Origin of the sequence: Pseudoflavonifractor gallinarum, from assembly GCF_014982855.1 — a bacterium.
GTDB classification, from domain to species: domain Bacteria; phylum Bacillota; class Clostridia; order Oscillospirales; family Oscillospiraceae; genus Pseudoflavonifractor_A; species Pseudoflavonifractor_A gallinarum.
In genome coordinates this window covers 134,060-158,771 of sequence record NZ_JADCKF010000005.1, presented here as the reverse complement: position 1 = coordinate 158,771, position 24,712 = coordinate 134,060, and the positions used below count along the sequence as shown (strand labels likewise).

The following is a 24,712-nucleotide window of genomic DNA, read 5'->3' as shown; positions in this document are numbered from 1 at the left end:
TTTGTGTACAATTCGTTTACGGGTGTTTCTCCTTCGCCTTCCGGCAGACAAAAGAGGTTATGCCCTGAACGGTGCGAACCTTTGCCGGCCCGAATGTTTCCTCCAGACGATGCCGCAGGCTCTCCGCCGTCTCAAAGGGCGGGGTGAACCAGCCCTTTGGCACATACAGCCTGCGGATCAGCCAGTCCGTGCGGCGGTTTTGCCCCGTCACATAGAAGCAGCCGCAGAAAACTCCGCCGGGCCGCAGTACACGAAAGATCTCCCGCCAGGCGGCCTCCTTATCCGGAAACGCATGAAACCCGTTGAGCGAGAGCACGATGTCGAAACTGCCATCCCCAAAAGGCAGCGCCCCAACATCCCCCTGCTGAAAGCGCACATGGGCAAGTCCCTCGCCCCGGGATTTTGCCCGCTCCAGCATCTCCGGCGAGTAATCCAGGCAGGTGATCTCCGCCTCCGGCATTTCCCGATAGAGGGGCATGGTCAGTATGCCGGTACCCACGGGGACTTCCAGCAGTCTTCCGGAAAACCCCTCCGGTATTCCGGAAAGGGCGGCGCAAAGGTAGTCCTGGGTTTCCGCCCGGCCCATTTCCCATACCAGACGGCACACCGCCCGGCCTGACAGGGTGGAACAGGTGATCATGCCATCATAAAATGTCCGTTTGCCTCCCAATCCCCGGTAGGCGTTTTGAATCCGCTCTTCTTGTCCCATTTTTTCACCTTCACTCACTCAAGCACCCAGCGCCACATCCAGCGTCATCATGAGGGTAAAACCGACTGCAAACAGAATAGTCCCTATATTGGAGTGCTTTCCCACTGACATCTCCGGGATCAATTCCTCTACTACCACATAGACCATCGCTCCGGCGGCAAAGCTCAGGGCGTAAGGCAGTACCGGAACCAAAATCCCCGCCAGAAGAACCGTCAGGATTGTGCCCATCGGTTCTACTATTAAACGAAAATTTATTAATCTGCTTTGTTTTCTGTCAGGAGAATATATAATCCAGAAACTAAAAGGAGAAGAAACAAAATCGCAGGGATTAACATCTCGTTTTCCAAAATACTTGTTACCATTCTTCCGGGTGGTGTTTCCCACGCACTTGACGGATTTTGCATTGCGACCATCATCGTTCCTATAACTCCAATAACACCACTTAATGTCAAAAATCCACCTTTAATCAATCTTTTCATACTAATCTTCGCCTCCTTATAAACAAGACACATGCCACACCCAGCGTTGTCCCCGCAAAGGGAATCAGCAGCCCTTGCCATAGTTCAATGGGCATAATCTTCTCCAATCTAATCGTGACTGTATTCTGCAAAGTCGATCCGGACGATCTGCAGGTGCATCGGTCCGTCGGCCAGCTTCGCCAGCAGCCGGTGGACGGGCCGAACCGCCGGATCATGAAGCGATTGATAGCCCAGCATATAGCCCCGGCTGGAAACAGAAAACAGCGGCGACCATGGCTCCAGATCCCCCTTGGCATCCTTGACGGAAAAATAGGCGCCCACATCCCGGATGCCCGCCTGCTTCACCCAGGTTTTCAGCATCAGCCGAACGGCCGTTTGCCCGGCCGCGTCAAAGACCAGCCGCCCTCCTGGGAACCGTCTTGCGATGCCTGTGGCCAGAGCTTTGACCTCTTCCGTCGTGAAGTAGTAGAAGACCCCGGCGGCAAACAGCACCGTCCCATCCCCAGGATCTGCGCGGACAGCATCCATCCAGCGCGGGTCTTTCAGATCAAAGGCCAGATTTTTCTCCCGCTCTCCGGGAGGAAGTAGGCGATCCCGCAGCTCGATCACATCCGGCAGGTCGATGTTCCAGATGCTGCACCGGCCGTTGTCACAGGCCCGCCCGGTGTTGTCCAGACCGCAGCCCAGATTGATGACGGCCGCTCTGGGATGGGCATTCAGATAGTCCCGCACCTCCCAGGCGAGGTCATTCTGGCGCATGGCGACCTCCAGCGCGCCGAAGGTCTGCATCAGACCGTTTGCCTGCCGCTCCAAAGGGGAGAAGTCGTAGTCCACCTTCTCCATCAGCATGGCCGCCGTGGCATCCTGATAAAGTCCGGGGAACCGCCGCGAGCAGAGCCGCCGGCCATACAGCGGGATGATGAGCGTCTCCTGCACGGAGTCCTTCTGGACCTTGTACTTCTCCATAGGCCCTCCTCAAAAGACACGGTACTCCACGCTTGATTATAGTTAGCAATCGCTAACCAGTCAAGTGATTTTCCATTTTCAGTATCAATTGCCCCTTCAAGCGCAATCTCCCGGACACAACAAGAGTGCCGCCACCGGAATGTATCCGGTGGCGGCACTCCTCTTTTCATGATGGTTTAGGCGCTCCTCCTCTTAGAGCTTCCACTGACCGGACTCTTTACGGCCAGATACGAACGCTTGATACAAGCCCTCCTGGGCCATGAGCTGGCTGTGGGTGCCCCGCTGAACGATCTGTCCGCCGTCCAGCACCAGGATCTGGTCGGCGTTGCGGACCGTCTTCAGCCGGTGAGCGATCATCAGGATGGTCTTGTTCCGAGTCAGGGCTTCGATGGCCTTTTGCAGCCGGTCCTCATTCTCCGGGTCTACATTGGCGGTGGCTTCATCCAGAATCACGATGGGAGCATCCTTCAGGATCGCCCGGGCAATGGAGATGCGCTGCTTCTCGCCGCCGGAAAGGCTGGAACCACCCTCGCCGATGACGGTGTCGTAGCCTTGGGGCAGGGTGAGAATGAAGTCGTGGCAACAGGCCTTCTTCGCCGCGGCCACCACCTCCTCGTGGGTGGCGCCCGGGCATCCAAACTTGATGTTGTTTTCCACCGTGTCGGCAAAGAGATAGACCTTCTGGAATACCATGGAGATCTGATCCATCAGGCCCTCCAGGGTATAGTCCTTCACATTCTGACCGCCCACCAGGACGGCGCCGCTCTCCACATCCCAGAACCGGGCGATGAGATTACACAGTGTGGTTTTCCCGGAACCGCTGGGGCCCACGATGGCGGTGGTGGTCCTGTCCGGGATGGCGAAGGATACATCCCGCAGGATAGGCCGCTGGTCATAAGAGAACGAAACATGGTCGAAGGTAATGCTGTGCTCCCTGGGCGTGCCGGCCCGACCGGTCTCTGCCAGCTGGGGCATGGCGTCCGTCTCATCGGCATGGGCCATGCAGCTGCTGACGATACGCAGCAGGGACATGCCGCTGCCCGCCGAGGAGATCTGAGCAAAGACCAGGAAGGACATGATGACCACCATCAGAGCGTTGGCCAGAATCATCGTTCCGGAGAGATAGAACCATACCGCCGCAAGCATCATGGCCACGCTTCCCAGCTGGAGCGCGATCCCCTGCGCCATAATATAAGGGGTGAACATCTTTTCGATGTTCAGGTTGCTGCGGCAGTTGTATTCCAGTGCTTCCTGCAAGGTGCGGTCACCCCGTCCGGTGAGGTTGAAGGACTTCACCACGCTCATGCCCTGCACATACTCCAGCACCGCCTCCACCAACTTGGCCTCGGATTTCTGACGGTGCGGGGCGAGGGCGGCGGATTTTTGCTCCATGGCCGAGGTGATGAACAAATAAACTGCTGTGGCCGCCACCACAATGAGACCGATCCGCCAGTCAAAAATCAGGATCATCACCGTAAAGACCAGAGCGTTGAGCATCCCGCCCAGCATGGTCACCAACACCATGGGGGCCACAGTCTCCACATTGTCCAGTACAGTGGTGCAGACCCCGGTGAGCTCTCCCAGGCTGTTGTCGTTGAAGTAGCCCATGGGGACGGATTTCATCCGCTGCCCGATGGCCACGCGCTTATTGGCCGCCATGAAGTACCCGGCGTGGGTCTGCTGGAGTTGGGAGAAATACTTGGTCACGGCGCTGCCCAGAATACTGACTGCCAACAGACCCAGCGCCTGCCACGCCGTGGCATGGCCGGTTTTTCCATCCAGCAGAGCCAGGATGGTGTAGTAAATGGCGGCGATCTCAAACATATGGAACACCGCGTTGAAAAAGCAAGCGATCACCGAGCGCCGGATGTTGCGCTGTTCCTCACCGGCAAACCGCCAGATACCTCTGAATGTCTCGATCATACCGTTTCTCCCTCCTTTACACCCATGTGAGCCTGCCACAGATCGGCGTACAACGGGCAATGGCGCAACAGTTCTTCATGTCTGCCCTGTGCCTCGATGCTTCCGTCCTTCACCACCACGATCTGATCTGCGCCGGTGATGGTGGACAGGCGGTGGGCAATGACGATGACCGTCTTGCCTTCCACCAGTTTTGCCACTGCCCGCTGGACCACTGCTTCATTCTCCGGATCAATGTAGGCGGTGGCCTCGTCCAGAATCACCACGGGGGCGTTTTTCAGCATGGCCCGGGCGATAGCGATACGCTGCCGCTCTCCTCCGGAGAGATGGGCGCCTCCGCCGCCCACCCGGGTGTCATAGCCATGATCCAACTGGCGGATGAAACCGTCGCATCCGGCGGCTTTGGCGACTTGTTCTACTTCTTGATCCGTGGCATTTACCCGTCCCATACGGATATTTTCCCGGATGGTATCGTCAAAGAGGTAATTGTCCTGAGAAACAAAGGCCACTTGGTCGTAGAGTTGTTCCAGCGGGATACGGCTTTCCTCCACGCCGCCCAGGGTAATGCGGCCCTCGGTCACATCCCAGAAACCGGCGATGAGCTTGGCGATGGTGGACTTGCCCGAACCGGAGGGTCCAACCAAAGCGGTGAGGCTGCCGGCCGGAATGGTGAGGGAGATGTTGTGGAGGATCTCCTTGTCCTGGGCATACCCAAAGGAGACATGATCCAAGGCGATATCCGGTCTTCCCAGCTGTGCCGGCTGTGTTCCGTGATCCTGCTCCGGCTTCAGGAGGATCTCGTCCACCGAACCTACGATGGTACCCACCTTGGCAAGATTATCCACAAAGCCCATGGCGGCAATGAGAGGTCCCACAATGCTCATGGACAGGATGATGGTGGTGAGAAATACCTCTGCGGACAAGCTGCCGTCCGTGTAGAAGCTCCAGCCCACAGGCAGCACCGTGATAAGCGTGGTGGGAGCGATGGCATAGGCCAGCGCCATTCCGAACTGGCATTTCTTCATCCAGTTGTAGTAGTAGGCAGCATTGGCCCGTACCCGGGAGGAGAACTTCTCATAGGAGTTCTTTCCCTGATTGAAGGCCTTGATGACCTCAATGCCGCCGATGTACTCCACAATGGTCTCGTTCATAGCCTGGGTCGTCTCCACCGCACCCTGATAGTCCTTGCCATAGCTGCCCATGATGGCCATCATAAAAGCCATGCCCACAGGAATGGACACCAGACTCAGCAATGCCATACGCCAGTCCAGCGTAAATAGATACACGAGAACGCATACCGGCGCCAGCAGATTGGAGGTCATCTCCGGCAGCAGGTGAGCCAGCGTCGTCTCCATACTCTCCACCTGATCTACCACGATTTGTTTGAGCCGTCCGCTGGAGGTATCCAGAATATCTCCCAAGGGTAAGCGAGGCATTTTGGACAGAACCATCTTCCGGATGTCCCGCAGGATCTGGAAGGTGGCTTTGTGGGAGAGGGAAAGTGCCAGATTGTAAAGCAGGGTTTTGGCCAGATAGCCCCCCAGGGCCACCATACACCACAGAAGATAGAAGTTCCAGTCCCGCTGCCCGGTCAAAAGCGCCACCAGAATGTGCCCCGCTGAGAGATACGGCAGCAGCCCCAGCAGGACACCCGCCACCGCGCAGAAGATGGCGGCAATCAGGCCGCCGTGATGTTCCCTGCCCAGCTGCCACAGCCGCAGCAGCGGGCTTTGCGTTTTCTGCATAAATAAGCCTCCTTTAGTTAGTTATTGCTAACCTTTGGTTCTATGAAAAGGCCGCCGGGAAAGCGGCCTTTTGCACTACCGGAAGTTTTCAGGATGAAAGATCGTCTCAAATCCTGCCATGTGATAGCGGTTGAGCTGGCGGATATAGTGGAGCGCCCGGGCCTTATCCATGCGGTGCCGCACCGGCTCAAACATTCCGTTGAAGTAGGCGGTGGTAACGATATGGATCAAGTCCTCGGTGACCTGACCGGAGCGGACGCTCTCACAGCCGATGACCTCCATGTATTTGTAGGTGTAACTGACTTCGATCTCCACCAACTCGTCAATATAGTGGGCATATTCCGTCCCAGCGCCCCGGAGGAGCAGCAGTTCAAACTCCGGCAGGTGCTCATAGATGTAATCAAACAGTCCCTCCTGGGCATGGGCAGTGTAACGCCCCATTTCCTCCTGCTGGGTTTGGCCGTCAAACCGGTGAAAAGACTCCTGAATCTCCAAAAAACGGCGCTTCAGCTCTCCGGCAGCAGGCTCCACCAGGGCCCGGAACAATCCCGCCTTGTCGGTAAAACGGGTATAGATGGAGCCGGTGCTGGTTCCCGCCGCCTTGGCGATATCCCGCAGGGAGGCCAGAGCAAAACCTTTTTCCAAAAATTCCTGACGGGCGCAGCGAAGCACATTTTCATAGACCCCTTCGATCTGCTTTGCCATGGTATCGCCTCGCAATTCAAAACAGTGTTTCAAAACGATGTTTTGAATATACAGCCAAAAAGCGAGTTTGTCAAGAGAGGATTTCCCCTTGACAGGGATAGAAAGGGATGCTATATTGATAATCGGATTATCGGTAATCAAATTATCATTCGTTGGGAGGGATGTTATGGCAAAACCGGATACTTCCATTGACCCTCGGATCATGGACAGCGCCAAAGAGGAGTTCCGGACGCTGGGCTTTGAGAAGGCTTCCCTGAAATCCATCTGCCAGCGGGCTGGGGTGACAACCGGCGCCCTTTATAAGCGTTACGCCGGAAAAGAGGAACTGTTTCGCGCTGTGGTGGCGGATACGGTGGCGGATTTGGATGCTGTTTATGAGGAGCGGACAGCGGTACCGGCATCTGCTCTCTCCGATGAAGACCTGATCCGGGCGTGGTATATGGATGAGGAATATATGCTGTGGTGGTTCCGCTTTCTCAATGAGCGGCGGGATGGCTTTGTTCTGCTGCTTACCGGAGCGGAGGGTACTGCCTACGCCAACTTTCAGCACGACTGGGTGGAGAAAATGACGGAAGGCACCTGGACCTACTATGCTGAGGCCAGACACCGAGGGTTATGTACGGTGGATATGACGCAAGAGGAACTTCATGTAGTTCTGTCCGCTTTCTGGACCACCATTTACGAGCCCTTTATCCACGACTTCACCTGGCCGGAGATCCAGCGCCACTGTACTCTGGTCTGCCGTCTCTTTGACTGGTACGCCGCCCTGGGATTCCCCAAGGGGTGAAAAACGCCTCTCCGGAGGCTTTTTTCTCGCTAATAAGTTAGCAATAACTAACCAAAAGGAGTGATACTGTGTTTCAAAAAGTCCTGCGCTACACTGGGCGCCACCGGAAGACCACCTACGCCTCCATTCTGGTGCTGGTGGCCGGCGTGGCCATGAGCGTGCTGCCCTATTTCTTCCTCTACCGCCTGCTGCGGCCCCTGCTGACTGGGGGCAGTCTCACATTGGAGGAAACCCTGTTCAACGCCGGGGCCATGGCTCTGTGCATGGTCCTCTACGGCCTTCTCTATGTGGAGGGGCTGGCTCTGTCTCATCGCTCCGCCTATCATACTTTGGAAAACCTCCGGCTCCATCTCCAGAGCAAGCTGGAAAAGCAGCCCCTGGGCGCGATCCAGGAGAAGGGCGTTGGAGTCTGGAAGAAGATGTTCATTGACGACATTGAGAGCATGGAACTTCTGCTGGCCCACGCCCTGCCGGAAGGGCTGTCCAATCTGGCGGTGCCGGTGGTGGTATTTGCGGCCATGTTCCTCACGGACTGGAAGCTGGGTCTGCTTTCCCTCTGCTCCCTTCCGCTGGGCGTGCTGGCCATGGGCATGATGTACCGCTCCGGCATGAGCAAGATGGGAGACTACTACGCCGCCGGGCAGAAAATGAACAACACCATCGTGGAGTACATCAACGGCATGGAAGTCGTGAAAGTCTTCAACCGGGACGGAGAGTCCTATCACCGCTTTGAGACCGATGTAAAAAACTACCGTGATTTTACTCTGGATTGGTTCCGGGCCTGCTGGCTGTGGATGGCCCTCTACACCAGCATTTTGCCCTGCGTGGCGCTGGTGCTGCTGCCAGCCGGCGGCTATCTGGTACTCACCGGCGCCTCCACCTTGCCGGATTACGCGCTGGTATTGTGCATGTCTTTTTCCGTGGGACCGCCTCTGATCCGAGCCATGAACTTTATGTCGGTGCTGCCCCAGCTGAGCTACAAGATCGATCAAATGGAATCTCTGTTCAATATTCCGCCCCTGAAAGAAGGAAAAACGGATTTCAACGGAAACGATTTGCAGATCCGCTTTGAGAATGTGCGGTTTTCTTATGAAAAGGACGAAGTCCTCCACGGCATCTCCTTCTCTGTCCCACAGGGGAGCCTCACTGCTTTGGTGGGAGAATCCGGCAGCGGGAAGTCGACCCTTGCCAAGCTGCTGGTCCACTTTTACGATGTGACGGACGGACGCATCACGCTGGGGGGGCAAGACCTGCGAGAGATGTCCCTCGCCTCTCTGAATGAGCAGATCTCCTTCGTCGCGCAGGAGCAGTTCCTGTTCAACACCAGCCTGTTGGAGAACATCCGGCTGGGAAGACCCGGCGCCACCGACGAGGAGGTGCTGGCGGCGGCGGAACGGGCTCAATGCGGAGAGTTTCTGAAACGGCTGGAAAAAGGAATCTATACCATGGCCGGCGATGGCGGCAAAGGGCTTTCCGGCGGGGAGCGGCAGCGGATCGCCCTGGCCCGGGCGATTTTGAAGGACGCTCCCATCGTGGTGCTGGATGAGGCCACCGCTTTTTTGGACCCGGAGAATGAGGAGAAAATGAACGCCGCCATTGCCGAGGTGATCCGGGGCAAGACGGTCATCGTCATCGCCCACCGGCTTCAGTCCATTGCAGGTGCCGATCAGATCGTGGTGCTGGATCAGGGCAATGTGGCAGGGATTGGCCGCCACGATACCTTGCGAAAGACTTGCCCCGCCTATGAAAAACTGTGGCGGGCTGCCGAGGGAGCCGCTGCCTGGCGTGTCTCTGCGGAGAAAGGAGGCGACGAGGCATGATCGCGCTGATGAAACGAATCCTGTCCGTATCCGGCCCCTATCAGGGGCGGATCAAGCTGGCCTTTGTCTTTGCGTTCCTGAAGGCCATGCTGTCCAAGGCCCCCATCGGTCTGTCCTTCTTGGCCCTGAGCGCTTTTCTCCAGGGAACCATGACGGCACGGCTGTGCCTGTGGCTGGCGGTGGGCACGGTGGGCTGCGTTCTGCTGGAGTGCCTGTGCCAGAACATCGCCGACCGGCTCCAGGCCGCGGCGGGCTATATGGTATTCGCCGATCTGCGCATGGAGCTGGGACGGCATCTGCGCCGCCTGCCCATGGGCTATTTCACAGAGGGCAACATCGGCAAAATCAGTTCCGTTCTGTCCACCGACATGGTGTTCATTGAGGAGAACTGTATGCACGACATTGCCAACATGATGAGCTATACCTTTGCCCAAGCCATTCTTGTGCTGTGGCTGGCCTTCCTGAATCCCTGGCTGGGACTGGCCGCCTTGGTGGTGGTAGGGATCATCTGGCAGCTGGGCCGCGCTTCCCTGGGGAGCACCCTGGCTCACTCTGATGTCCGACAGGAGCAGAGCGAGGCTCTCACACGGGCGGTACTGGACTATGTGGAGGGCATCGGCATCGCAAAGACCTTCAACCTGCTGGGAGAGCGTTCCGAGCAACTCACCGAAAATTTCGCCCGGAGCCGCAAGGTCAGCATCGAGTTCGAGGAGAGTCAGGCCCCCTGGATGCGGGCCCTTTATCTGGTGTGCGGTCTGGGCTCGGTGCTGATGATCCCCCTGTCTCTCTGGCTCTATGGCCGTGGGCAGCTCTCCATCACCTTCCTGCTGGGTGTCCTGCTCTTCGTCTTTGACCTCTTCGGCCCCATGAAAGCGCTCTACAGCCAAGCCACCCGCCTGACGGTGATGAACGCCTGCATGGACCGGATCGAGGCAGTGTTGGCTCAGCCGGAACTACCTGACCGGGGCCGGGAGACCTTACCCAAAGCCGGCGGTGCCCCGGAGGTGGAGTTCCGAAATGTCACCTTCGCCTACGGGGAGAAAGAGGTACTGCATGATGTCTCTTTCACACTGGAGAAAAACCGGATGCTGGCCCTGGTGGGGCCCTCCGGCGGCGGCAAGAGTACGGTAGCCAACCTGCTCTCCCGGTTCTGGGATGTGAAACAGGGACAGATCCTGGTGCGGGGCAGGGACATCCGCGATATTCCTCTTTCTGATCTGATGGATCAGATCTCTATGGTGTTCCAGCGGGTCTACTTATTCCAGGATACCGTGTATAACAACATCGCCATGGGACGGACAGACGCCACACGGGAGGAGGTCTATGAGGCGGCCAGGAAAGCCCGATGCTATGACTTCATCATGGAACTGCCCGACGGCTTTGACACTGTCATCGGCGAAGGTGGAGCCAGCCTATCCGGCGGAGAGCGGCAGCGGATCTCCATTGCCCGCTGCATTCTGAAGGATGCTCCCATCGTCATTCTGGATGAGGCCACTGCCAGCGTGGACGCCGACAATGAGAGCTACATCCAGGAGGCCATCACCCAACTGTGCCGGGGCAAGACCCTGCTGGTCATTGCCCACCGGCTCAATACCATTCGCCACGCCGATGAGATCCTGGTTATCGACCAGGGGCGCATCGTTCAGGCCGGCGACCACGACAAACTTATGGCGGAGGAGGGCATTTACCGCCGCTTCATCACCGCCCGCTCCAATCCCACCGGCTGGTGCCGGTAAACACAGTGAGCCGAACGAAACGGAAAGAATGGCCGGGAGATGTATCCCGGTCATTCTTCGTTCTCGCTTCTTCCCTTGATTGATCCCAGAGAACATGCAAAACCAATATGGCGGCATCTTGCAATTTCGTGCGACAAAGAGTATGATGTAGTTAGCAATCGCTAACCATCATTGAGGTGACCATATTGTATGGATGACAACAAGCAGTTTTGGGAGCGGTTTTCACGGCATTACGCCGGTTTCATGCGCCGCTCCCAGGCAACCTATCAGCAGATATGCAAAGCAATGCGCCCTTTTCTGAAACGGGACATGGATGTGCTGGAGTTGGCCTGCGGAACAGGCCAGCTGTCCGTGCCGCTGTCTCCATGTGTCCGGAGCTGGGAGGCAACCGACTTTTCAGCTGAAATGATCCGTCAGGCCAAAAAGCAGGTGCACTCGTCCCGGCTCCATTTCTCCGTCCAGGACGCTACCCAGCTGCCCTACGGTCCGGAGAGCTTCGACGCAGTCGTGATCTCCAACGCCCTCCATGTCATGCCTCACCCGGAAAAAGCTCTGGCGGAAGCCTGGCGGGTTCTGAAGCCAGGGGGATGGCTGTTCGCCCCAACCTTTGTCTGGGGCAAAAGTCGAAGCGCCAGACTCCGGCTCTGGTTCATGGGGCTGTCAGGCTTTCGGGTGTACCACGTCTGGACTGCCGGGGAGCTGATGGCATACCTGTCCGAGCGGAGATATTCCATCGTTCGCCATCCGCTTCTCGGAAGTTCGTTGGCGCCGCTGTGCTGTCTGATGGCCAGGAAGATCCCGGATGAACGGACTGCGGCATGGCAGACCACCGTCCGGTCCGCGCAGCTCGATCATACAAAAGCCAAGGAGGAATGAGAAATTATGTGGAAGTACACAGTGGAAGTCAATGGAATGATGTGCGGGATGTGCGAGGCTCATGTCAATGACGCCATACGCAAAGCCTTCCCGGTCAAAAAGGTGAATTCTTCCCGCAGCAAAAACCAGACTGTGATTCTCTCTGAAACAGAGTTGGACACGGCGACTCTTATGAATGCCATTCGCAGCACGGGATATGAGGTCGGAGCGATCCAGAAGGAGCCGTACAAAAAAAGAGGATTATTTGGATGAGTTTCTTGACGGCAGCGGTCAGAAAAGAGGTGTGAACATGAACGCGGCAATGCAGTCGTTTGGATATGGATTAGCGGCTCTGCTGTTTTGCATCGCTATTCTTGGCGTGTGCCATAATATCAAAAAAGCCGCCCGAAAGGTTTTGAAAAGCCAGCAGACACATAAGGGCGATCTATCGCAAAAGTTTTGATTTATGTCACAGAATTGCTTAGTTGTGAACTTATCCCTATCAAAATAAGCGGTGGATGCGCTGTTGCATCCACCGCTTTATATGTTGCTTATCATCCTTCCCGGTGGCGTTACCCACACGCTTGCCGGATGTTGCACTGCTGCCATTATCATTCCAGTAACTCCAGCGGCACCACGCAAAGCTAAAAAGCCGCCTTTGATCAATCTGTTCTTAATAGACTCCTGATAAAAGCATGATCGGCACCGAATGTCATTTCAACGCAGGTGGGCAAGCAGCTCTTTCCACAATTCAATCGGCACAGGTTCCTCCAGCCGAATGGTTGGTATATTCTTTTTTGAGTCGCTTTAATCTCTCAAAGGATTCCGTGCTGATTGCGTGTTCAATGCGACAGGCTTCCTTTTCTGCGGTCTTCGGGTCAACACCGGCCTCCATCAGCATCGCAGAGAAGAATTGGTGCTTTTCCAGTGTGATTTCGGCGACAGAACGGCCCGCTTCGGTCAAGATCAGGAAACGACGCTCGTCCATTCGCAGAAATCCTTTCGCACGCAGAGAGGCAACCGCGTGGCATACACTTGGCTTCGATACCTCCAGATGCTGTGCTACATCCACAGACCGTACCACCCCCATTCTCCTCTGAAGGAGTAGGATCGCTTCCAGATAATCTTCCGCTGACGCACGCACTTCCAATCCCATCACTCCTTGTCCATCCGGCAACCACTATGGTTTTGAGCCAAGTCCAGACCTTCTTTTCATGGGAAGGCTATTGTCTGAATTCAATAAAGCAAAAGAATCCAAGTGGTTAGCTTTTGCTAACCACTTGGATTCTAACATACACCGATACTGTTGTCAATGTGTGTATCCCGTCCGCAACCCCTTGTCCTCTCAGCAGGTAGCGGTCTGTACCCTGAGCATTCGGATTTCCTGTCAGCGGTGTAGCTTTCTGAAGATCAGTCCTGTGCTCCTGAGGACTCTACATCAGATATTTTTGTCTGATTCAGGTGAGCCTGCATGGCGGCGAAGGATTTTTCGCTGATCACATGCTCGATCCTGCAGGCATCCTCTGCGGCTGTTTTTTCATCCACGCCAAGACCCTTGAGCATTTCTGTCAGTACTGTGTGCCGGGTGTACATGGTCTCAGCAATGGCGAGACCTTTTGGCGTCAGGGTGATCGCTCCCTCTCCGTCCACCTCCACATAGCCGTCTTTTTTTAGAATGGACAATGCACGGCTGACGCTGGGCTTGGTATAGCCCATCTGTTCTCCCACGTCAATGGCCCGCACAAAGGATTTTGTTTGCCTTAAAATATAAATGGTCTCCAAATACATCTGACCAGATTCATGGATTGCCATACAAGACCTCCATTGGATAAAGCATTTTGATTATTATAGCACAGTCCGGAAAAATGAACCAGCCTGTTTATCGGAAACGGAGATTTTCTTTGCTGAACATAGGTTCCCGCTTGACAATTGATTAGGCATGGTATATTATAGCAGAGGGTTAGATGTTGCTAACCTAATTTTTTCGCGGTCTGGTTTTCTATCGCTAACCAGACTGTGGAAAAATGATTGAATCAACTCTGAAAAGGTGATGGATATGACATTGTTGGATGCTCTGGACGGTCAGGAATATATCATCAAGCAAATCAATACGGACGATGAGGAGCTGAATGCGTTCCTTTTTTCTTTGGGTTGCTATGTGGGAGAGCCGGTGACCGTGGTGTCACACCTCAAAGGCGGCTGCGTGGTTTCCATCAAGGATGGCCGCTACAATATTGATAACCAGCTGGCCTCAGCCGTTGAGATATAAGATCTGGAGACTTAGTGCGCCCCGGAGCCCCATATATAAGGTATTCATTCATGTTTATTCTGCCCAACGGTTAGCGTAGGGCAACCGCTGAGTTGTGAATAAAGTACATCGCACACATAGAGAAGGAGGAAATGTCATGCGTATTGCCTTGACTGGCAACCCGAACTCCGGCAAAACCACCATGTACAACGCCCTCACCGGGCGAAATGAGAAGGTGGGCAACTGGGCCGGAGTGACGGTTGAAAAGAAGGAGCACCCCATTAAGAAAGCCTACTGCAGTGGGACGGAAGATCTGATCGCCGTGGATCTGCCCGGCGCCTACTCCATGTCCCCGTTCACATCGGAGGAAAGCATCACCAGTTCCTATGTAAAGCATGAACACCCCGATGCCATCATCAACATTGTGGATGCCACCAACCTGAGCCGCAGCCTGTTCTTCACGACTCAGCTGCTGGAATTGGGCATCCCCGTGGTGGTCGCCCTGAACAAGAGCGATATCAATGCAAAAAAGCAGACCGTCATTGATGTAGCGTCTCTCTCCGCCAAACTGGGCTGTCCCGTGGTAGAGACCGTCTCCACCGCCGCGGAAGGGCTGAAGGCCGTAGTGGATGCCGCTGTTGCACAAAGCGGTAAAATCCAAAGAGCTCCTTATGTCCAGGGCGACATTGATCTGACTGACAAGAAGGTTGTGGAGGAAGCCGACCGTAAGCGTTTCGCGTTTGTCAATTCCCTGGTCTCCCAGGTGGAGAAGCGGAAGGTCCTCACCAAGGACAAGGGCACGGGGGACGCCATTGACGCCGTGCTGACCAACAAGTTCCTGGGCATTCCCATCTTTGCCGTGGTCATGTTCCTGGTGTTTCAGATCTCGCAGGTCTGGGTGGGTCCGCTGATTGCGGACACGCTGGTGGCCTGGATCGAGACCTTCCAGGGCTACGTCGGCGAGGTGCTGCTGGCTGACGCCAATCCTCTGCTGACCGCGCTGCTGGCCGACGGCATCATCGGCGGCGTGGGCGCCGTGGTTGGTTTCCTGCCCCTGGTGATGATCATGTATTTCCTCATCGCCCTGCTGGAGGACTGCGGCTATATGTCCCGCGTGTCCGTAGTGCTGGACCCCATCTTCAAAAAGGTTGGCCTGTCCGGTAAGTCCGTAATCCCCTTCGTCATCGGCACCGGCTGTGCCATCCCCGGCGTCATGGCCAGCCGCACCATCCGCAACGAGCGGGAGCGCCGGGCCACCGCCATGCTGACCCCCTTCATGCCCTGTGGCGCCAAGATCCCCGTCATCGCCCTGTTTGCCGGTGCTTTCTTTGACGATGCCGGCTGGGTAAGCTTCCTCATGTACTTCACCGGCATCGTGCTTATTTTCCTGGGCGCCCTGCTGGTCAACAAGATCGCCGGCTACAAGAACCGCAAGTCCTTCTTTATCATCGAGCTGCCTGAGTATAAGGTACCTTCTCTCTGGTTCGCCTTCAAGGCCATGTGTGCCCGTGGCTGGGCCTACATCGTGAAGGCCGCCACCATTATTCTGCTGTGCAACACCGCCGTGCAGATCATGCAGACCTTCAACTGGAGCTTCCAGGTGGCGGAGACCGCCGACAGCTCCATTCTGGCCTCCATCGCCCATCCCTTTGCCTATCTGCTGGTGCCCATTGTGGGCGTTCTCAGTTGGCAGCTGGCCGCCGCTGCCGTCACCGGTTTCATTGCTAAGGAAAATGTGGTGGGCACGCTGGCCGTCTGCTTTGCGGGCCTTGAGAACTTCATCGACACCGATGCCCTGGAGATGATGGAGGGCGCTGGCGCCGAGGTGGCGGGCGTCATCGCCATCACCAAGGTGGCGGCTTTGGCCTACTTAATGTTCAACCTGTACACACCTCCCTGCTTCGCCGCCATCGGCGCCATGCACTCTGAGATCAAGAGCGCCAAGTGGCTGTGGGGCGGCATCGGCCTCCAGCTGGGTACTGGCTATACAGTGGGCTTCCTGGTCTACCAGATCGGCACCCTGATCACCACCGGTTCCATTGGCGCCGGCTTTGTCCCCGGTCTTATCGCTGTAATTGTGTTCGCCGCAGTTCTGGTGTGGCTGTGCCTGAAGGCGGATAAGGATCTGAAGCAGGAGTATGCGCTGAATGGAGCGAGAGCCTGATGATCGACTATATCGTAATTGGCATTCTTGTGGTAATTATCGCAGCCGCCGCGTTCTATGTCTATAAGGCAAAAAAGAGCGGCAAGAAGTGTATCGGCTGCCCGGATGGATGCTCTTGCAGTTCCAAAAAGGCAGACCAGCATCACTGCTGCTGCAGTACCCATGAGAAATAGAAAAGATGCGGGGGCCTTCCGTTTGGATGGCCCTCGCTGATCATTTCATGTATCCATGAACTTTCCTATTGACAAACACGATGTGATATATTAAAATCAGAATACGGGTTAGCTATTGCTAACTGCCGGGAGAAATCCCGATTATTTTTTGAATATAGGTTAGCGTTTGCTAACTTCCTACTTTGGAAGCGACATACCATACAAGGAGGCGTGTTATGTCAGAGGATCTGCTGATTCGTCACTGCTCTCCCACCCTGGCCGGGATCAAGACGGGAAACCTCTTTTCCTGCGCCTGCCCCAGCCGGAAGGATCTGACGCGAGACTTGTGCCGGCTGAACAAGAAACTGGTGCCCAAGGGCATCCGCGTTCTGCCGCTCCGGGTTCGCAAAGGCCGCGCTTTGATCTACGCCTACCGGCCCAATGCACTGGAGAGCGATCTGACCGATTACCGCGCCAGAGCCTTGCTTCTCAAATGCGGCTATGTGCCGGAAAACCCCAATGGCTGCGTGGTTCACCTGATCCACCGGCTCCGGAGCGAAGGGGAATTTCCCCATGAGATCGGCCTGTTTTTGAGCTATCCCCCTGAGGATGTCCTGGGCTTTATTTGCAATCGGGCGTGCAATCACAAATGCGTGGGCTGCTGGAAGGTCTACGGCGACGAACAGACCGCCAGAAACCTCTTTGAGAAATACGAGATGTGCAGCAAAATCTACTCCCGGCAGTGGCAGCAAGGGAAATCCATCGGGCAGCTCACCGTGGCTGGTTGATGTTTCTACCATAACAAATCCAGAAAGAAAGGTCGCTAAAGTCTTATGAGTAAAGTTGCAGTTGTGTATTGGAGCGGCACGGGAAACACCGAGGCCATGGCCATGGCGGTGGCCGAAGGAGCCAAGGGCAAGGGTGCCGAGGTATCTGTGATCACCGCCGCAGAGTTCTCCCCGGAGCAGGTCAGCGAGTATTCCGCCATCGCTTTCGGCTGCCCCTCCATGGGGTCGGAGCAGCTGGAGGAGAGCGAGTTCGAGCCCATGTTCACCGCCTGTGAGGGCAGGCTGAGCGGGAAGGATATCGCCCTGTTCGGCTCCTACGGCTGGGGCGATGGCGAATGGATGCGCAGCTGGGAGTCCCGCTGCAACGACGACGGCGCCAATCTGGCCTGTGACAGCGTGATCTGCAACGAAGCTCCGGACGATGACGCTCTGGCGGCTTGCCGCGAACTGGGCGCGTCGCTGGCCTGACAAAAACACCGCAGAAGGCAGGAGGCGCTCGTCTCCTGCCTTCTGCCTGTATCCCCAGTCAGCATAGGCAAAACCATTTCCGAACCCAGAGAAACAGGTCGTGAGAAATCATGCTGAAAGAATATTTATCGAGCCAGGACTCCGGCACAGGCCGTTGGAGCAGCAGTATGCCAGGGGTGCAGATCTGCCGGTTTTCCCTGCCGGAGCCGGAGCAGGAACCTCTGCGGTCTGTCCCGGTGTGCGGCACACCGCTCCAGTTTGAGGTGCTGTTCTGCATGACTGGCCGCCTTGCCGTCCGGCCATTACAGGGGACTTCCTACACGGTGGAGGCTCCGGCCATTTTCCTCCTCTCCGACAGCTCCGCTCTCCGCTCGTGTCAGTATAGCGGAAATCTGAGCGGTGTTTTGATCGCCGTGGACGCTAAAGCCGCAAAGGAAAGCCTTGTGACGGTCTGCTCCACTCTGGGGATGAAGCTGGACACCAGGATCGTCAAGAAAAAGATGACAGCAAGAAACGGCTGCACGGCCCTGCACGGCACACCTTGGACACAGGCTTTTTTTGAAACCGTTCGTCGTCTGTCAGAGCAGGAGCAGGAACGCTACTGTGTTTTCAAGTCGGTGGAACTGCTGTATCTGCTCTGCACCGAGGTATCTGAATCGGATGAATCTCTCTCCGGCTCAGGCTGCCCAGTATCCCACAGCCTGTTGGAAGTCAAGGCATACATACAGACGCATCTGTCTGATAAGCTCACCATTGCGCTCCTCTGCAAACAGTTTTCCGTTTCCCCGACCTTCTTGAAAGAAGGTTTTCGCCGCGCCTACGGCGTACCGATCCACACGTATTTGATCCAGCAGCGCCTCCGGCGAGCACAGGAGCTGATCTGCACCACCCGAATGTCCATTCAGCAAATTGCGCAGTCTGTGGGGTATGAGGGTATGAGCCAGTTCAACGCAGCGTTCAAGCGGGAGTATGGCATGACTCCCGGCCAGTACAGAAAAATGTCGGAAACCGCAACTCTGCGTCCGTTTTGACAGCGACAAGCTCCCACATTTCCTGCTATAATAACCAGACATTCCAAAGTGATCAAAGGAGTGAGAGCGATGAAACAGCATCGTTTTTGGGCCTGGGGCGCTGTGATTTGCATGATTATGGTCATGGTCACCGGCTACAAGCGGAAATAAGGGAAAGGAAGTATTGCAATGAGTGTTTATACGAAACTGGCCTGCTTTGCGGGCGGTGCGTTATTTGGCTCTTTTGGCATCAAGCTGCTGTCCAGCAAGGACGCCAAAAAGGCCTATGTCCATGTCACGGCCGCCGGCCTGCGGATGAAGGACTCGGTCATGGGAACCGTGACTACAGTGCAGGAGAACGCTGCGGACATTCTGGCATCCGCCAAGGAGCTGAACGACGACCGGACTGCAAAGGAAGCGGAGGAAGCCGCCGCTGCCAATCTGGAGAGCGAAGAAGCCTGATTGACCCAGAGGGAGCCGCCAGCGGCTCCCTCTTTTCGTGAAGGAGGAACCTATGAACGCAACCATATTGCACGAGAGCCGGGGGCGCATCCGGTTCCGGCTGCGGCAAAAACAGATGACACTCGCTCAGGCGGATCTGCTGGAGGCATGGATTCAGGGAAAGTCCTGGTGCCGGCAGGTCACCGTCCACGAGCGCACCTGCTGCGTCATCCTGTACTACGATGGGACTCGCCAAACCGTGCTGAATGAGATTCGGCATTTTTCCTGGCAGGAGGCGGAGCAGACCACCGCGCTGCCCGCCCACAGCAGCCGGGCGCTGAACCGGGAATTCGAGGAGAAACTGGTAACTAAGGTAGTGTGCAAAGCTGCCTGTACCCTGTTTCTCCCACCTCCATTGCGGATTGCCCGCATACTCTGGCACATGATCCCCTTTGTACGGCGGGGACTGCGCTGCCTGCTGCGCCGCCGCATCAAGGTGGAACTGCTGGATGCCCTGTCTATTTCCATTTCCGCCTGCAGAAGGGACTTTGGAACCGCCGGAATGGTCATGTTCCTGCTGGAGGTGGGCGAACTGCTGGAGGAGTGGACAAGAAAGAAATCTGTGGCGGATCTGGCCCGGTGCATGTCGCTGAATGTGGACCGGGTCTGGCTGCGCACAGCCCAGGGCGAAGTGCTGGTCCCCGTGTCCCAGATCCAGCCGGGGGACGCCGTGGTGGTTCGTGCCGGCGGCATCGTCCCCGTGGACGGCCTGGTGCTGGAGGGGGAGGTCACCGTCAATCAGGCGTCCCTCACCGGTGAGTCCATCCCGGTGCCCAAGCGACCCGGAGGCGCAGTCTATGCCGGCACCGTGGTGGAGGAGGGCGAGTGTGTGCTGGAGGTGAAGCAGGCCTCCGGTCAGAGCCGCTATGACCAGATCGTTCACATGATCGAGCAGTCGGAGCAGATGAAGTCGGAGGCTGAGAGCAAGGCTGCCAATCTGGCGGACAAGCTGGTGCCCTATACCTTTGTAGGGAGCCTGCTGAGTTTTGCTCTTACCCGCAATGTGGCACGGGCTTTGTCGGTGCTGATGGTGGACTTCTCCTGCGCCCTGAAACTGGCCATGCCTCTGGCCGTCCTCTCTGCCATGCGGGAGGCGGGACGGGCCCATATCACCGTCAAGGGCGGCAAGTTCCTGGAGGCGGTGGCTGCCGCCGACACCATCGTTTTCGACAAGACCGGCACCCTGACCCACGCCTGCCCCCGGGTGGCTCAGGTGGTGTCCTTCGGTGGCAAAGAGGAATCCGAAATGCTGCGGCTGGCTGCCTGTCTGGAGGAGCACTTCCCCCATTCCATGGCCAACGCCGTGGTGGAGGAGGCCAAGCGCCGGGGCCTGCGCCACGAGGAGTACCACTCCAAGGTGGAGTATCTGGTGGCTCACGGCATCGCAAGCACCGTCGATGAGGAGCGAGTCCTCATCGGCAGCGCGCACTTTATCTTTGAGGATGAGGGCTGCGTCATTCCAGAGGGCGAGCAGGAACGCTTTGATGCGCTGCCGCCGGAGTATTCCCACCTGTATCTGGCGGTGGGGGGACAGCTGGCCGCTGTGATCTGCATCTCCGACCCGCTGCGGGAGGAGGCGAAGGAAGTCCTGTCCACCCTCCGTGCTCTGGGAGTCACCAGTACCGTCATGCTCACCGGCGATAGTTACCGCACCGCCGCAGCCATCGCCGCACAGGTGGGAGTGGATGACTTCCGCGCCGGAGTCCTGCCGGCGGACAAGGCGGAGTATGTGGCACGGCTACGCCGGGAGGGGCATACCGTCCTGATGGTGGGCGACGGCATCAACGACTCACCGGCCTTGTCCGAGGCGGATGCAGGCATTGCCATCAGCGACGGCGCCGCCATCGCCCGGGAGATCGCGGACATCACCATTGCCGCCGACAGCCTCTGGGAGCTTGTAGAGCTGCGTCGGATCGCCATGGCGCTGATGGCGCGCATCCACTCCAACTATCGCTTTGTTATCGGCTTCAATGGCGCCCTGATCGCTCTGGGCGTAGCCGGAGTCCTGCCGCCAGCCACCTCCGCCACGCTGCACAATCTTTCCACCCTGGGCGTCAGCTTACGGAGTATGAATGCATTACCACTTAGCAAAAAGAATACACCATGACGAATAAGGAGAGGCAATCTACAGAGATCGCCTCTCCTTATTTTACTTCTTTCTAAATGGGTAATTATTTTCCTGATACATGCCTCTATATACCCAACGCCTGTGCATGGAAAAAACCGTGCTGCTTGTCACGCATGATCCCACAGAGCTGGATATGCTGGGTGTGCCGAATTGCTGACAGGACTGGAATAAAAAACTGGCTTTACAAATGTCAAAACGCTTCTATAGAATCCGTTCTTATTCTGTCAGCAGGACGGGATCTTCACGACCACCAGGTACATCTTGAACGCTGTCACCGCCTGTACCGCGTGAGGGATGCCGGCAGGCATGATAATGGCTTCTCCTGCGTTCAGGGTGTGGGGAACACCGTCAATGGTAATTTGTGCCGTTCCTTCCAAAATGGTCGCCATAGCGTCTCCGGGAGCGGCGTGGGTGCTGATGGCCTCACCCGCATCAAAGGCAAACAGGGTGATCCCCGCACCGGGCTGTTGGGCCAGGGTCAGGCTGACAACCTTACCCGCTTCATATTCCACTTGCCCCTTCAAGGTAAAGGGCTGCGCATGAGGGACATTCTTAATCAGGGTTTCCATGAGTTATTCCTCCTAAATCATTATGAAAGCGTGATCTGCAGCAGCTTGCAGCCATCCGGAGCAACTACTGCGTGGGGAGTATGGGCGGGAACAGCCAGGCAATCGCCCGTTTGAAGACAGCGGCTGTCCTCCCCCGCAGAGACATCAAGCGCCCCCTCCAGAATGTAGTAGAGGGTATCGCCAAAATAGCATTCCTCACTGATACTCTCCCCGTCGCCGAAGGCCAAAAGAGTCATTTGGCAGTGTTCCTGCCGGCTCATGGCCATACTGACCACGCGGCCAGGTTGAATCTGAATCAGCTGGGTGAGCTGCTGGGGCTGCTGTGTGGGCAGGTTGCGTAAAAAGTCCATTGCTCATACCTCCATGGGTCGTTTTATCCTTATGATACCCCAGGAAACGGGATCATTCCATTGCCACAGCAACAACGATCAGGCTGTGATGCGACCAATAATTTCCCGCCGGATCTCCGTCAGTTCCGGTGCCGAGGCATCCCGGCCTTCCCGGCCAGGCAGGGTGATCCATGTTTGAATGGTGGTTGGCCTGGGTGTCAGGACAGCAATCCGGGTGGCCACGGTCAACGCCTCATCAATTTCGTGGGTGACAAACAGAACGCCTGGCTTTTTGATCTTCCAGATCTCCAGAAGCATATTCACCATCTCCATGCGAATGCCGTAGTCCAGCCCCTGAAAGGGCTCATCCATCAGGAAGAACTCTCCGCCGAAATGGAAGGCCCGTGCCAGCGCACAGCGACGGGCCATGCCCCCGGAGAGCTGCGTAGGATAGTACCCCTCAAAGCCTTTCAGCCCTACATCCGAAATGAGGGTACGCACAGCCTCCGGCTCGGCATCCTCACGAACCAGACGGATGTTTTCTTCCACCGTTCGCCACGGCAGAAGGCGGGGACTTTGAAACATATAGCTCAGCCGAGTATCGGTTCCCTCGATGGTACCCGTGTCAGGTGTTGCCAGACCTGAAATCAGGTTAAGAAGCGTGGTCTTTCCGCAGCCGGAGGGACCGATCAGGGCCACGATCTCCCCCGGAGAAAGGGTCAAAGACAAATCAGACAGGACAGGTAATCCGTCATAGGACTTGGTGATCCCGCTCAGTTTCAGCATGTCACACCTTCTTTCCCACAAAAAGCCATCCTCAGCAATCTCTGTGTGAGATAGCAACCCAATACCAGCAGCAGCGACCAGGCAATGATGGCATCGGGCTCGATGTTGAGCCGGGCCGTGGTGATGGCTCCTCCGATTCCGCTGTTTGTAGTAAGAACCTCTCCCATAACTGCCAGCTTCCATCCGCCTCCGATCACGATTTCCAGCGCTGAGCGGAAATAGGGGCGGATAGAAGGAAGGGTTACATGGCGCAGCGTCTTCCAGCGGGAAAATTGGTAAAGGCGCGCCATCTCCAACAGCCGTGGATCTACGCTGCGGACGCCGTGACTAAGGTTGATCACCACAGTTGGAACTGTGGCTGTGGCTACAATGAAGACGCAGGGCTTTCCGTTAAATCCGAACCACACCAGTGCCAGAACCACCCAACATACGGGCGGAATGGCTTGGAGTACATGGATCAGTGGGGTTCCCACGTCCTCTATCTTGGGACACAGGCCAAACAACAGTCCCAGAACAGCGCCAACGCCCACACCGATGGCCAATCCGGCAATCAGCCTCAGGATCGTTGTTCCTATGGTGGCTCCGAAATCCGACTGCGTCATCAGCCGAACCAATGTAGAAAGGACCTGGGCAATGGGGGGCACCACCAGCGGCGGGAAAAAGAGAGATGCCAGCTGCCAGGCTCCCAGCAGCAGGCACACTCCCAAGGCACGGCGGAACCACAGTCCCGCCTTACCCTGCATAGAACAGCCCCTCATCGGGCAGCTTTCCACCGATCATAGAGGGCTCAAAGTTGTAAAGAAGGTTATAGAAGGTATCCAGTTCCTCTTTGGCGTCCTGGGCACTCTTAAAAGTCAAGCCCATATTGGGAATCGCTGCCTCCACAATTGCGGCTTTCATGCCCAGATACTCCTCAGCCAGCGCAGCAGCCTCAGCCGGGTGATCCAGCACCCACTGCACGCTCTCCTCATAGGCAGCCTGGAACTGGGCGGCCAGCTCAGGGTTCTCATCCAGGAAAGTCTGGGTGGTGCCGAAGCCTGCGTTAGGGATCATAGTATCCGTGCCGGTGGAGCGCTGCCACTCGGTTTCAAAGCTGAGTGCCCGGCGCACATTCTCATTCTGTGCCATGGCGGAAGTAACCTGGGGCTCGATCAAAGTGGCGTATTCCGCCTCCCCAGAGGCCAAAAGGGCGGCTACCTCTGCGGTACTGGCGTAGACCACCTGGACATTTTCACCCACCGTCAAGCCGGCCTCACTCATAAAATACTGGGTGAGCGCATCCGGAGGAGAGGACTGAAGCGGGATATATACCGTCTTACCCTCCAAATCGCTCCAGGTCGTGAAATTCGGATCGGTGGTCATGAAGTATGTAACACCCCAGGTGTTCACATTCATCAGACGTACATCTAGTCCCTTATTATAGAGGGTGGATATCACGGTCAGGGGAAATGCGTACAGGTCATGTTCTCCGCCCTGGACCATAGCCAGAAGTTCTTCCGGGGCATTCCACACATTCAGGTCAATGGTCACATTCTCCCCCAGCAGCTGCTCCTCCATCATGTGAAGAACCGGCAGAGCAGGCGGGGCGGTGGGTACGCCTACAGAAATGGTAATCGGTTCGGCGGCCTGACTGGATTCCTCTGCCGTGTCGTTTTGGTTGGTATCGTCCGCAGGCGCATTGCCCCCGGCACAACCGGCCAGGGCAAAGAGCATCATGGCAGAAGCCAGGATGGAAGCAAGGGTGCGTTTCATTTGAGATCCTCCAATCTGAATCAAGATAATCTTTCCAGCGGTTAGCAATGTCTAACCACTGGAAGGATTATTACATAAAACAACAGGACCGTCCG

The 24,712-nt window shown here is 56.5% G+C and carries 27 protein-coding genes and 1 pseudogene; 14 read left to right on the top strand and 14 right to left on the bottom strand.

Translation table 11 applies throughout. The features are described from left to right. Window positions 1–16: 16 nt before the first annotated feature. The 7 genes and pseudogenes from INF37_RS07175 to INF37_RS07145 form a co-directional block, all read right to left on the bottom strand. Complete coding sequence (locus INF37_RS07175) at window positions 17–709, bottom strand: class I SAM-dependent methyltransferase (RefSeq protein ID WP_193537384.1); 693 nt, start codon at window positions 707–709, stop codon at window positions 17–19. Between the two features lie 18 nt (window positions 710–727). Further along, a pseudogene (locus tag INF37_RS07170) lies at window positions 728–949 on the bottom strand (ZIP family metal transporter); the annotation flags it as partial. A gap of 14 nt (window positions 950–963) precedes the next feature. After that, window positions 964–1,188 (bottom strand): peptidase M50, encoded by a 225-nt coding sequence (locus INF37_RS07165; protein ID WP_193537382.1) that lies wholly within the window; start codon window positions 1,186–1,188, stop codon window positions 964–966. A gap of 108 nt (window positions 1,189–1,296) precedes the next feature. Continuing rightward, window positions 1,297–2,154 (bottom strand): class I SAM-dependent methyltransferase, encoded by an 858-nt coding sequence (locus INF37_RS07160; RefSeq protein ID WP_193537380.1) that lies wholly within the window; start codon window positions 2,152–2,154, stop codon window positions 1,297–1,299. A 192-nt stretch (window positions 2,155–2,346) separates the two neighbouring features. Beyond that, window positions 2,347–4,077 (bottom strand): ABC transporter ATP-binding protein, encoded by a 1,731-nt coding sequence (locus INF37_RS07155; protein WP_193537378.1) that lies wholly within the window; start codon window positions 4,075–4,077, stop codon window positions 2,347–2,349. Next, a complete protein-coding gene (locus tag INF37_RS07150; RefSeq protein WP_193537376.1) occupies window positions 4,074–5,819 on the bottom strand; it encodes an ABC transporter ATP-binding protein in 1,746 nt (581 codons plus the stop codon). The genes INF37_RS07155 and INF37_RS07150 overlap by 4 nt, the downstream gene beginning before the upstream one ends. A gap of 75 nt (window positions 5,820–5,894) precedes the next feature. Then, window positions 5,895–6,524, bottom strand: a complete 630-nt coding sequence (locus tag INF37_RS07145) for a TetR/AcrR family transcriptional regulator (RefSeq protein WP_193537374.1) — start codon at window positions 6,522–6,524, stop codon at window positions 5,895–5,897. Between the two features lie 166 nt (window positions 6,525–6,690). Between INF37_RS07145 and INF37_RS07140 the strand changes: the two genes are divergently transcribed. The 6 genes from INF37_RS07140 (at window position 6,691) to INF37_RS07115 (ending at window position 12,185) form a co-directional block, all read left to right on the top strand. Next, complete coding sequence (locus INF37_RS07140) at window positions 6,691–7,311, top strand: TetR/AcrR family transcriptional regulator (protein WP_193537372.1); 621 nt, start codon at window positions 6,691–6,693, stop codon at window positions 7,309–7,311. 68 nt (window positions 7,312–7,379) lie between these two features. Continuing rightward, a complete protein-coding gene (locus INF37_RS07135) occupies window positions 7,380–9,131 on the top strand; it encodes an ABC transporter ATP-binding protein (RefSeq protein WP_087270334.1) in 1,752 nt (583 codons plus the stop codon). Then, on the top strand, window positions 9,128–10,867 hold the full coding sequence (locus INF37_RS07130) for an ABC transporter ATP-binding protein (RefSeq protein ID WP_193537370.1): 1,740 nt from the start codon (window positions 9,128–9,130) through the stop codon (window positions 10,865–10,867). The genes INF37_RS07135 and INF37_RS07130 overlap by 4 nt, the downstream gene beginning before the upstream one ends. A 189-nt stretch (window positions 10,868–11,056) precedes the next feature. After that, entirely contained in the window at window positions 11,057–11,743 is a 687-nt protein-coding gene (locus INF37_RS07125) for a class I SAM-dependent methyltransferase (protein WP_193537368.1), read from the top strand. 6 nt (window positions 11,744–11,749) lie between these two features. Then, complete coding sequence (locus tag INF37_RS07120) at window positions 11,750–11,995, top strand: heavy-metal-associated domain-containing protein (RefSeq protein WP_193537366.1); 246 nt, start codon at window positions 11,750–11,752, stop codon at window positions 11,993–11,995. Next, the gene (locus tag INF37_RS07115) at window positions 11,988–12,185 is read left to right on the top strand and encodes a hypothetical protein (protein WP_235964251.1); all 198 of its coding nucleotides are present in this window, start codon (window positions 11,988–11,990) and stop codon (window positions 12,183–12,185) included. The genes INF37_RS07120 and INF37_RS07115 overlap by 8 nt, the downstream gene beginning before the upstream one ends. A 288-nt stretch (window positions 12,186–12,473) precedes the next feature. Here INF37_RS07115 and INF37_RS07110 read toward each other — a convergent pair whose 3' ends face one another. Further along, window positions 12,474–12,872 (bottom strand): metal-dependent transcriptional regulator, encoded by a 399-nt coding sequence (locus INF37_RS07110; RefSeq protein WP_193537364.1) that lies wholly within the window; start codon window positions 12,870–12,872, stop codon window positions 12,474–12,476. Window positions 12,873–13,132: 260 nt separating this feature from the next. Beyond that, a complete protein-coding gene (locus tag INF37_RS07105; protein WP_193537362.1) occupies window positions 13,133–13,534 on the bottom strand; it encodes a metal-dependent transcriptional regulator in 402 nt (133 codons plus the stop codon). A 244-nt stretch (window positions 13,535–13,778) separates the two neighbouring features. On the opposite strand from INF37_RS07105, the gene INF37_RS07100 reads away from it, so the two are divergent. From INF37_RS07100 to INF37_RS07070, 8 genes are all read left to right on the top strand, one after another. After that, window positions 13,779–13,991 carry a FeoA family protein gene (locus INF37_RS07100; RefSeq protein ID WP_071432102.1) on the top strand — a complete coding sequence of 71 codons (213 nt, stop codon included), beginning with the start codon at window positions 13,779–13,781 and terminating at the stop codon, window positions 13,989–13,991. A 136-nt stretch (window positions 13,992–14,127) separates the two neighbouring features. Beyond that, entirely contained in the window at window positions 14,128–16,134 is a 2,007-nt protein-coding gene (feoB, locus tag INF37_RS07095; RefSeq protein ID WP_193537360.1) for a ferrous iron transport protein B, read from the top strand. 388 nt (window positions 16,135–16,522) lie between these two features. Then, complete coding sequence (locus INF37_RS07090) at window positions 16,523–17,074, top strand: DUF3793 family protein (protein ID WP_193537357.1); 552 nt, start codon at window positions 16,523–16,525, stop codon at window positions 17,072–17,074. Window positions 17,075–17,119: 45 nt separating this feature from the next. Next, on the top strand, window positions 17,120–17,542 hold the full coding sequence (locus INF37_RS07085) for a flavodoxin (RefSeq protein ID WP_193537355.1): 423 nt from the start codon (window positions 17,120–17,122) through the stop codon (window positions 17,540–17,542). Between the two features lie 110 nt (window positions 17,543–17,652). After that, the gene (locus INF37_RS07080) at window positions 17,653–18,573 is read left to right on the top strand and encodes a helix-turn-helix domain-containing protein (protein ID WP_193537353.1); all 921 of its coding nucleotides are present in this window, start codon (window positions 17,653–17,655) and stop codon (window positions 18,571–18,573) included. A 27-nt stretch (window positions 18,574–18,600) separates the two neighbouring features. Next, window positions 18,601–18,723, top strand: coding sequence for a DUF6219 family protein (locus INF37_RS15995; protein WP_343214270.1), 123 nt, complete (start codon window positions 18,601–18,603; stop codon window positions 18,721–18,723). Between the two features lie 18 nt (window positions 18,724–18,741). After that, a complete protein-coding gene (locus INF37_RS07075; protein ID WP_193537351.1) occupies window positions 18,742–19,014 on the top strand; it encodes a DUF6110 family protein in 273 nt (90 codons plus the stop codon). Between the two features lie 52 nt (window positions 19,015–19,066). Next, a complete protein-coding gene (locus tag INF37_RS07070) occupies window positions 19,067–21,160 on the top strand; it encodes a heavy metal translocating P-type ATPase (RefSeq protein ID WP_193537349.1) in 2,094 nt (697 codons plus the stop codon). Window positions 21,161–21,405: 245 nt separating this feature from the next. On the opposite strand, the gene INF37_RS07065 is transcribed toward INF37_RS07070, so the two are convergent. The 5 genes from INF37_RS07065 to INF37_RS07045 all read right to left on the bottom strand — a co-directional run bounded on the left by INF37_RS07065 (window position 21,406) and on the right by INF37_RS07045 (window position 24,617). Continuing rightward, the gene (locus tag INF37_RS07065) at window positions 21,406–21,750 is read right to left on the bottom strand and encodes a cupin domain-containing protein (protein ID WP_193537348.1); all 345 of its coding nucleotides are present in this window, start codon (window positions 21,748–21,750) and stop codon (window positions 21,406–21,408) included. 20 nt (window positions 21,751–21,770) lie between these two features. Then, complete coding sequence (locus INF37_RS07060) at window positions 21,771–22,100, bottom strand: cupin domain-containing protein (protein ID WP_193537346.1); 330 nt, start codon at window positions 22,098–22,100, stop codon at window positions 21,771–21,773. A 78-nt stretch (window positions 22,101–22,178) separates the two neighbouring features. Next, entirely contained in the window at window positions 22,179–22,865 is a 687-nt protein-coding gene (locus INF37_RS07055; protein ID WP_193537344.1) for an ABC transporter ATP-binding protein, read from the bottom strand. Further along, window positions 22,859–23,608 (bottom strand): ABC transporter permease, encoded by a 750-nt coding sequence (locus tag INF37_RS07050; RefSeq protein WP_193537342.1) that lies wholly within the window; start codon window positions 23,606–23,608, stop codon window positions 22,859–22,861. The genes INF37_RS07055 and INF37_RS07050 overlap by 7 nt, the downstream gene beginning before the upstream one ends. After that, entirely contained in the window at window positions 23,598–24,617 is a 1,020-nt protein-coding gene (locus INF37_RS07045; RefSeq protein WP_193537340.1) for an ABC transporter substrate-binding protein, read from the bottom strand. Before INF37_RS07045 ends, INF37_RS07050 begins: the two co-directional genes overlap by 11 nt. Window positions 24,618–24,712 lie beyond the last annotated feature (95 nt).

Excerpts from the sequence above, each read along its gene's own strand:
- INF37_RS07045 (WP_193537340.1), bottom strand. The coding sequence starts at position 24,617 with ATGAAACGCACCCTTGCTTCCATCCTGGCTTCTGCCATGATGCTCTTT.
- INF37_RS07070 (WP_193537349.1), top strand. The coding sequence starts at position 19,067 with ATGAACGCAACCATATTGCACGAGAGCCGGGGGCGCATCCGGTTCCGG.
- INF37_RS07160 (WP_193537380.1), bottom strand. The coding sequence starts at position 2,154 with ATGGAGAAGTACAAGGTCCAGAAGGACTCCGTGCAGGAGACGCTCATC.
- feoB (WP_193537360.1), top strand. The coding sequence starts at position 14,128 with ATGCGTATTGCCTTGACTGGCAACCCGAACTCCGGCAAAACCACCATG.
- INF37_RS07150 (WP_193537376.1), bottom strand. The coding sequence starts at position 5,819 with ATGCAGAAAACGCAAAGCCCGCTGCTGCGGCTGTGGCAGCTGGGCAGG.
- INF37_RS07090 (WP_193537357.1), top strand. The coding sequence starts at position 16,523 with ATGTCAGAGGATCTGCTGATTCGTCACTGCTCTCCCACCCTGGCCGGG.
- INF37_RS07125 (WP_193537368.1), top strand. The coding sequence starts at position 11,057 with ATGGATGACAACAAGCAGTTTTGGGAGCGGTTTTCACGGCATTACGCC.
- INF37_RS07120 (WP_193537366.1), top strand. The coding sequence starts at position 11,750 with ATGTGGAAGTACACAGTGGAAGTCAATGGAATGATGTGCGGGATGTGC.
- INF37_RS07140 (WP_193537372.1), top strand. The coding sequence starts at position 6,691 with ATGGCAAAACCGGATACTTCCATTGACCCTCGGATCATGGACAGCGCC.
- INF37_RS07155 (WP_193537378.1), bottom strand. The coding sequence starts at position 4,077 with ATGATCGAGACATTCAGAGGTATCTGGCGGTTTGCCGGTGAGGAACAG.
- INF37_RS07175 (WP_193537384.1), bottom strand. The coding sequence starts at position 709 with ATGGGACAAGAAGAGCGGATTCAAAACGCCTACCGGGGATTGGGAGGC.
- INF37_RS07075 (WP_193537351.1), top strand. The coding sequence starts at position 18,742 with ATGAGTGTTTATACGAAACTGGCCTGCTTTGCGGGCGGTGCGTTATTT.
- INF37_RS07055 (WP_193537344.1), bottom strand. The coding sequence starts at position 22,865 with ATGCTGAAACTGAGCGGGATCACCAAGTCCTATGACGGATTACCTGTC.
- INF37_RS07060 (WP_193537346.1), bottom strand. The coding sequence starts at position 22,100 with ATGGACTTTTTACGCAACCTGCCCACACAGCAGCCCCAGCAGCTCACC.
- INF37_RS07165 (WP_193537382.1), bottom strand. The coding sequence starts at position 1,188 with ATGAAAAGATTGATTAAAGGTGGATTTTTGACATTAAGTGGTGTTATT.
- INF37_RS07065 (WP_193537348.1), bottom strand. The coding sequence starts at position 21,750 with ATGGAAACCCTGATTAAGAATGTCCCTCATGCGCAGCCCTTTACCTTG.
- INF37_RS07080 (WP_193537353.1), top strand. The coding sequence starts at position 17,653 with ATGCTGAAAGAATATTTATCGAGCCAGGACTCCGGCACAGGCCGTTGG.
- INF37_RS07085 (WP_193537355.1), top strand. The coding sequence starts at position 17,120 with ATGAGTAAAGTTGCAGTTGTGTATTGGAGCGGCACGGGAAACACCGAG.
- INF37_RS07105 (WP_193537362.1), bottom strand. The coding sequence starts at position 13,534 with ATGGCAATCCATGAATCTGGTCAGATGTATTTGGAGACCATTTATATT.
- INF37_RS07145 (WP_193537374.1), bottom strand. The coding sequence starts at position 6,524 with ATGGCAAAGCAGATCGAAGGGGTCTATGAAAATGTGCTTCGCTGCGCC.
- INF37_RS07130 (WP_193537370.1), top strand. The coding sequence starts at position 9,128 with ATGATCGCGCTGATGAAACGAATCCTGTCCGTATCCGGCCCCTATCAG.
- INF37_RS07100 (WP_071432102.1), top strand. The coding sequence starts at position 13,779 with ATGACATTGTTGGATGCTCTGGACGGTCAGGAATATATCATCAAGCAA.
- INF37_RS07050 (WP_193537342.1), bottom strand. The coding sequence starts at position 23,608 with ATGCAGGGTAAGGCGGGACTGTGGTTCCGCCGTGCCTTGGGAGTGTGC.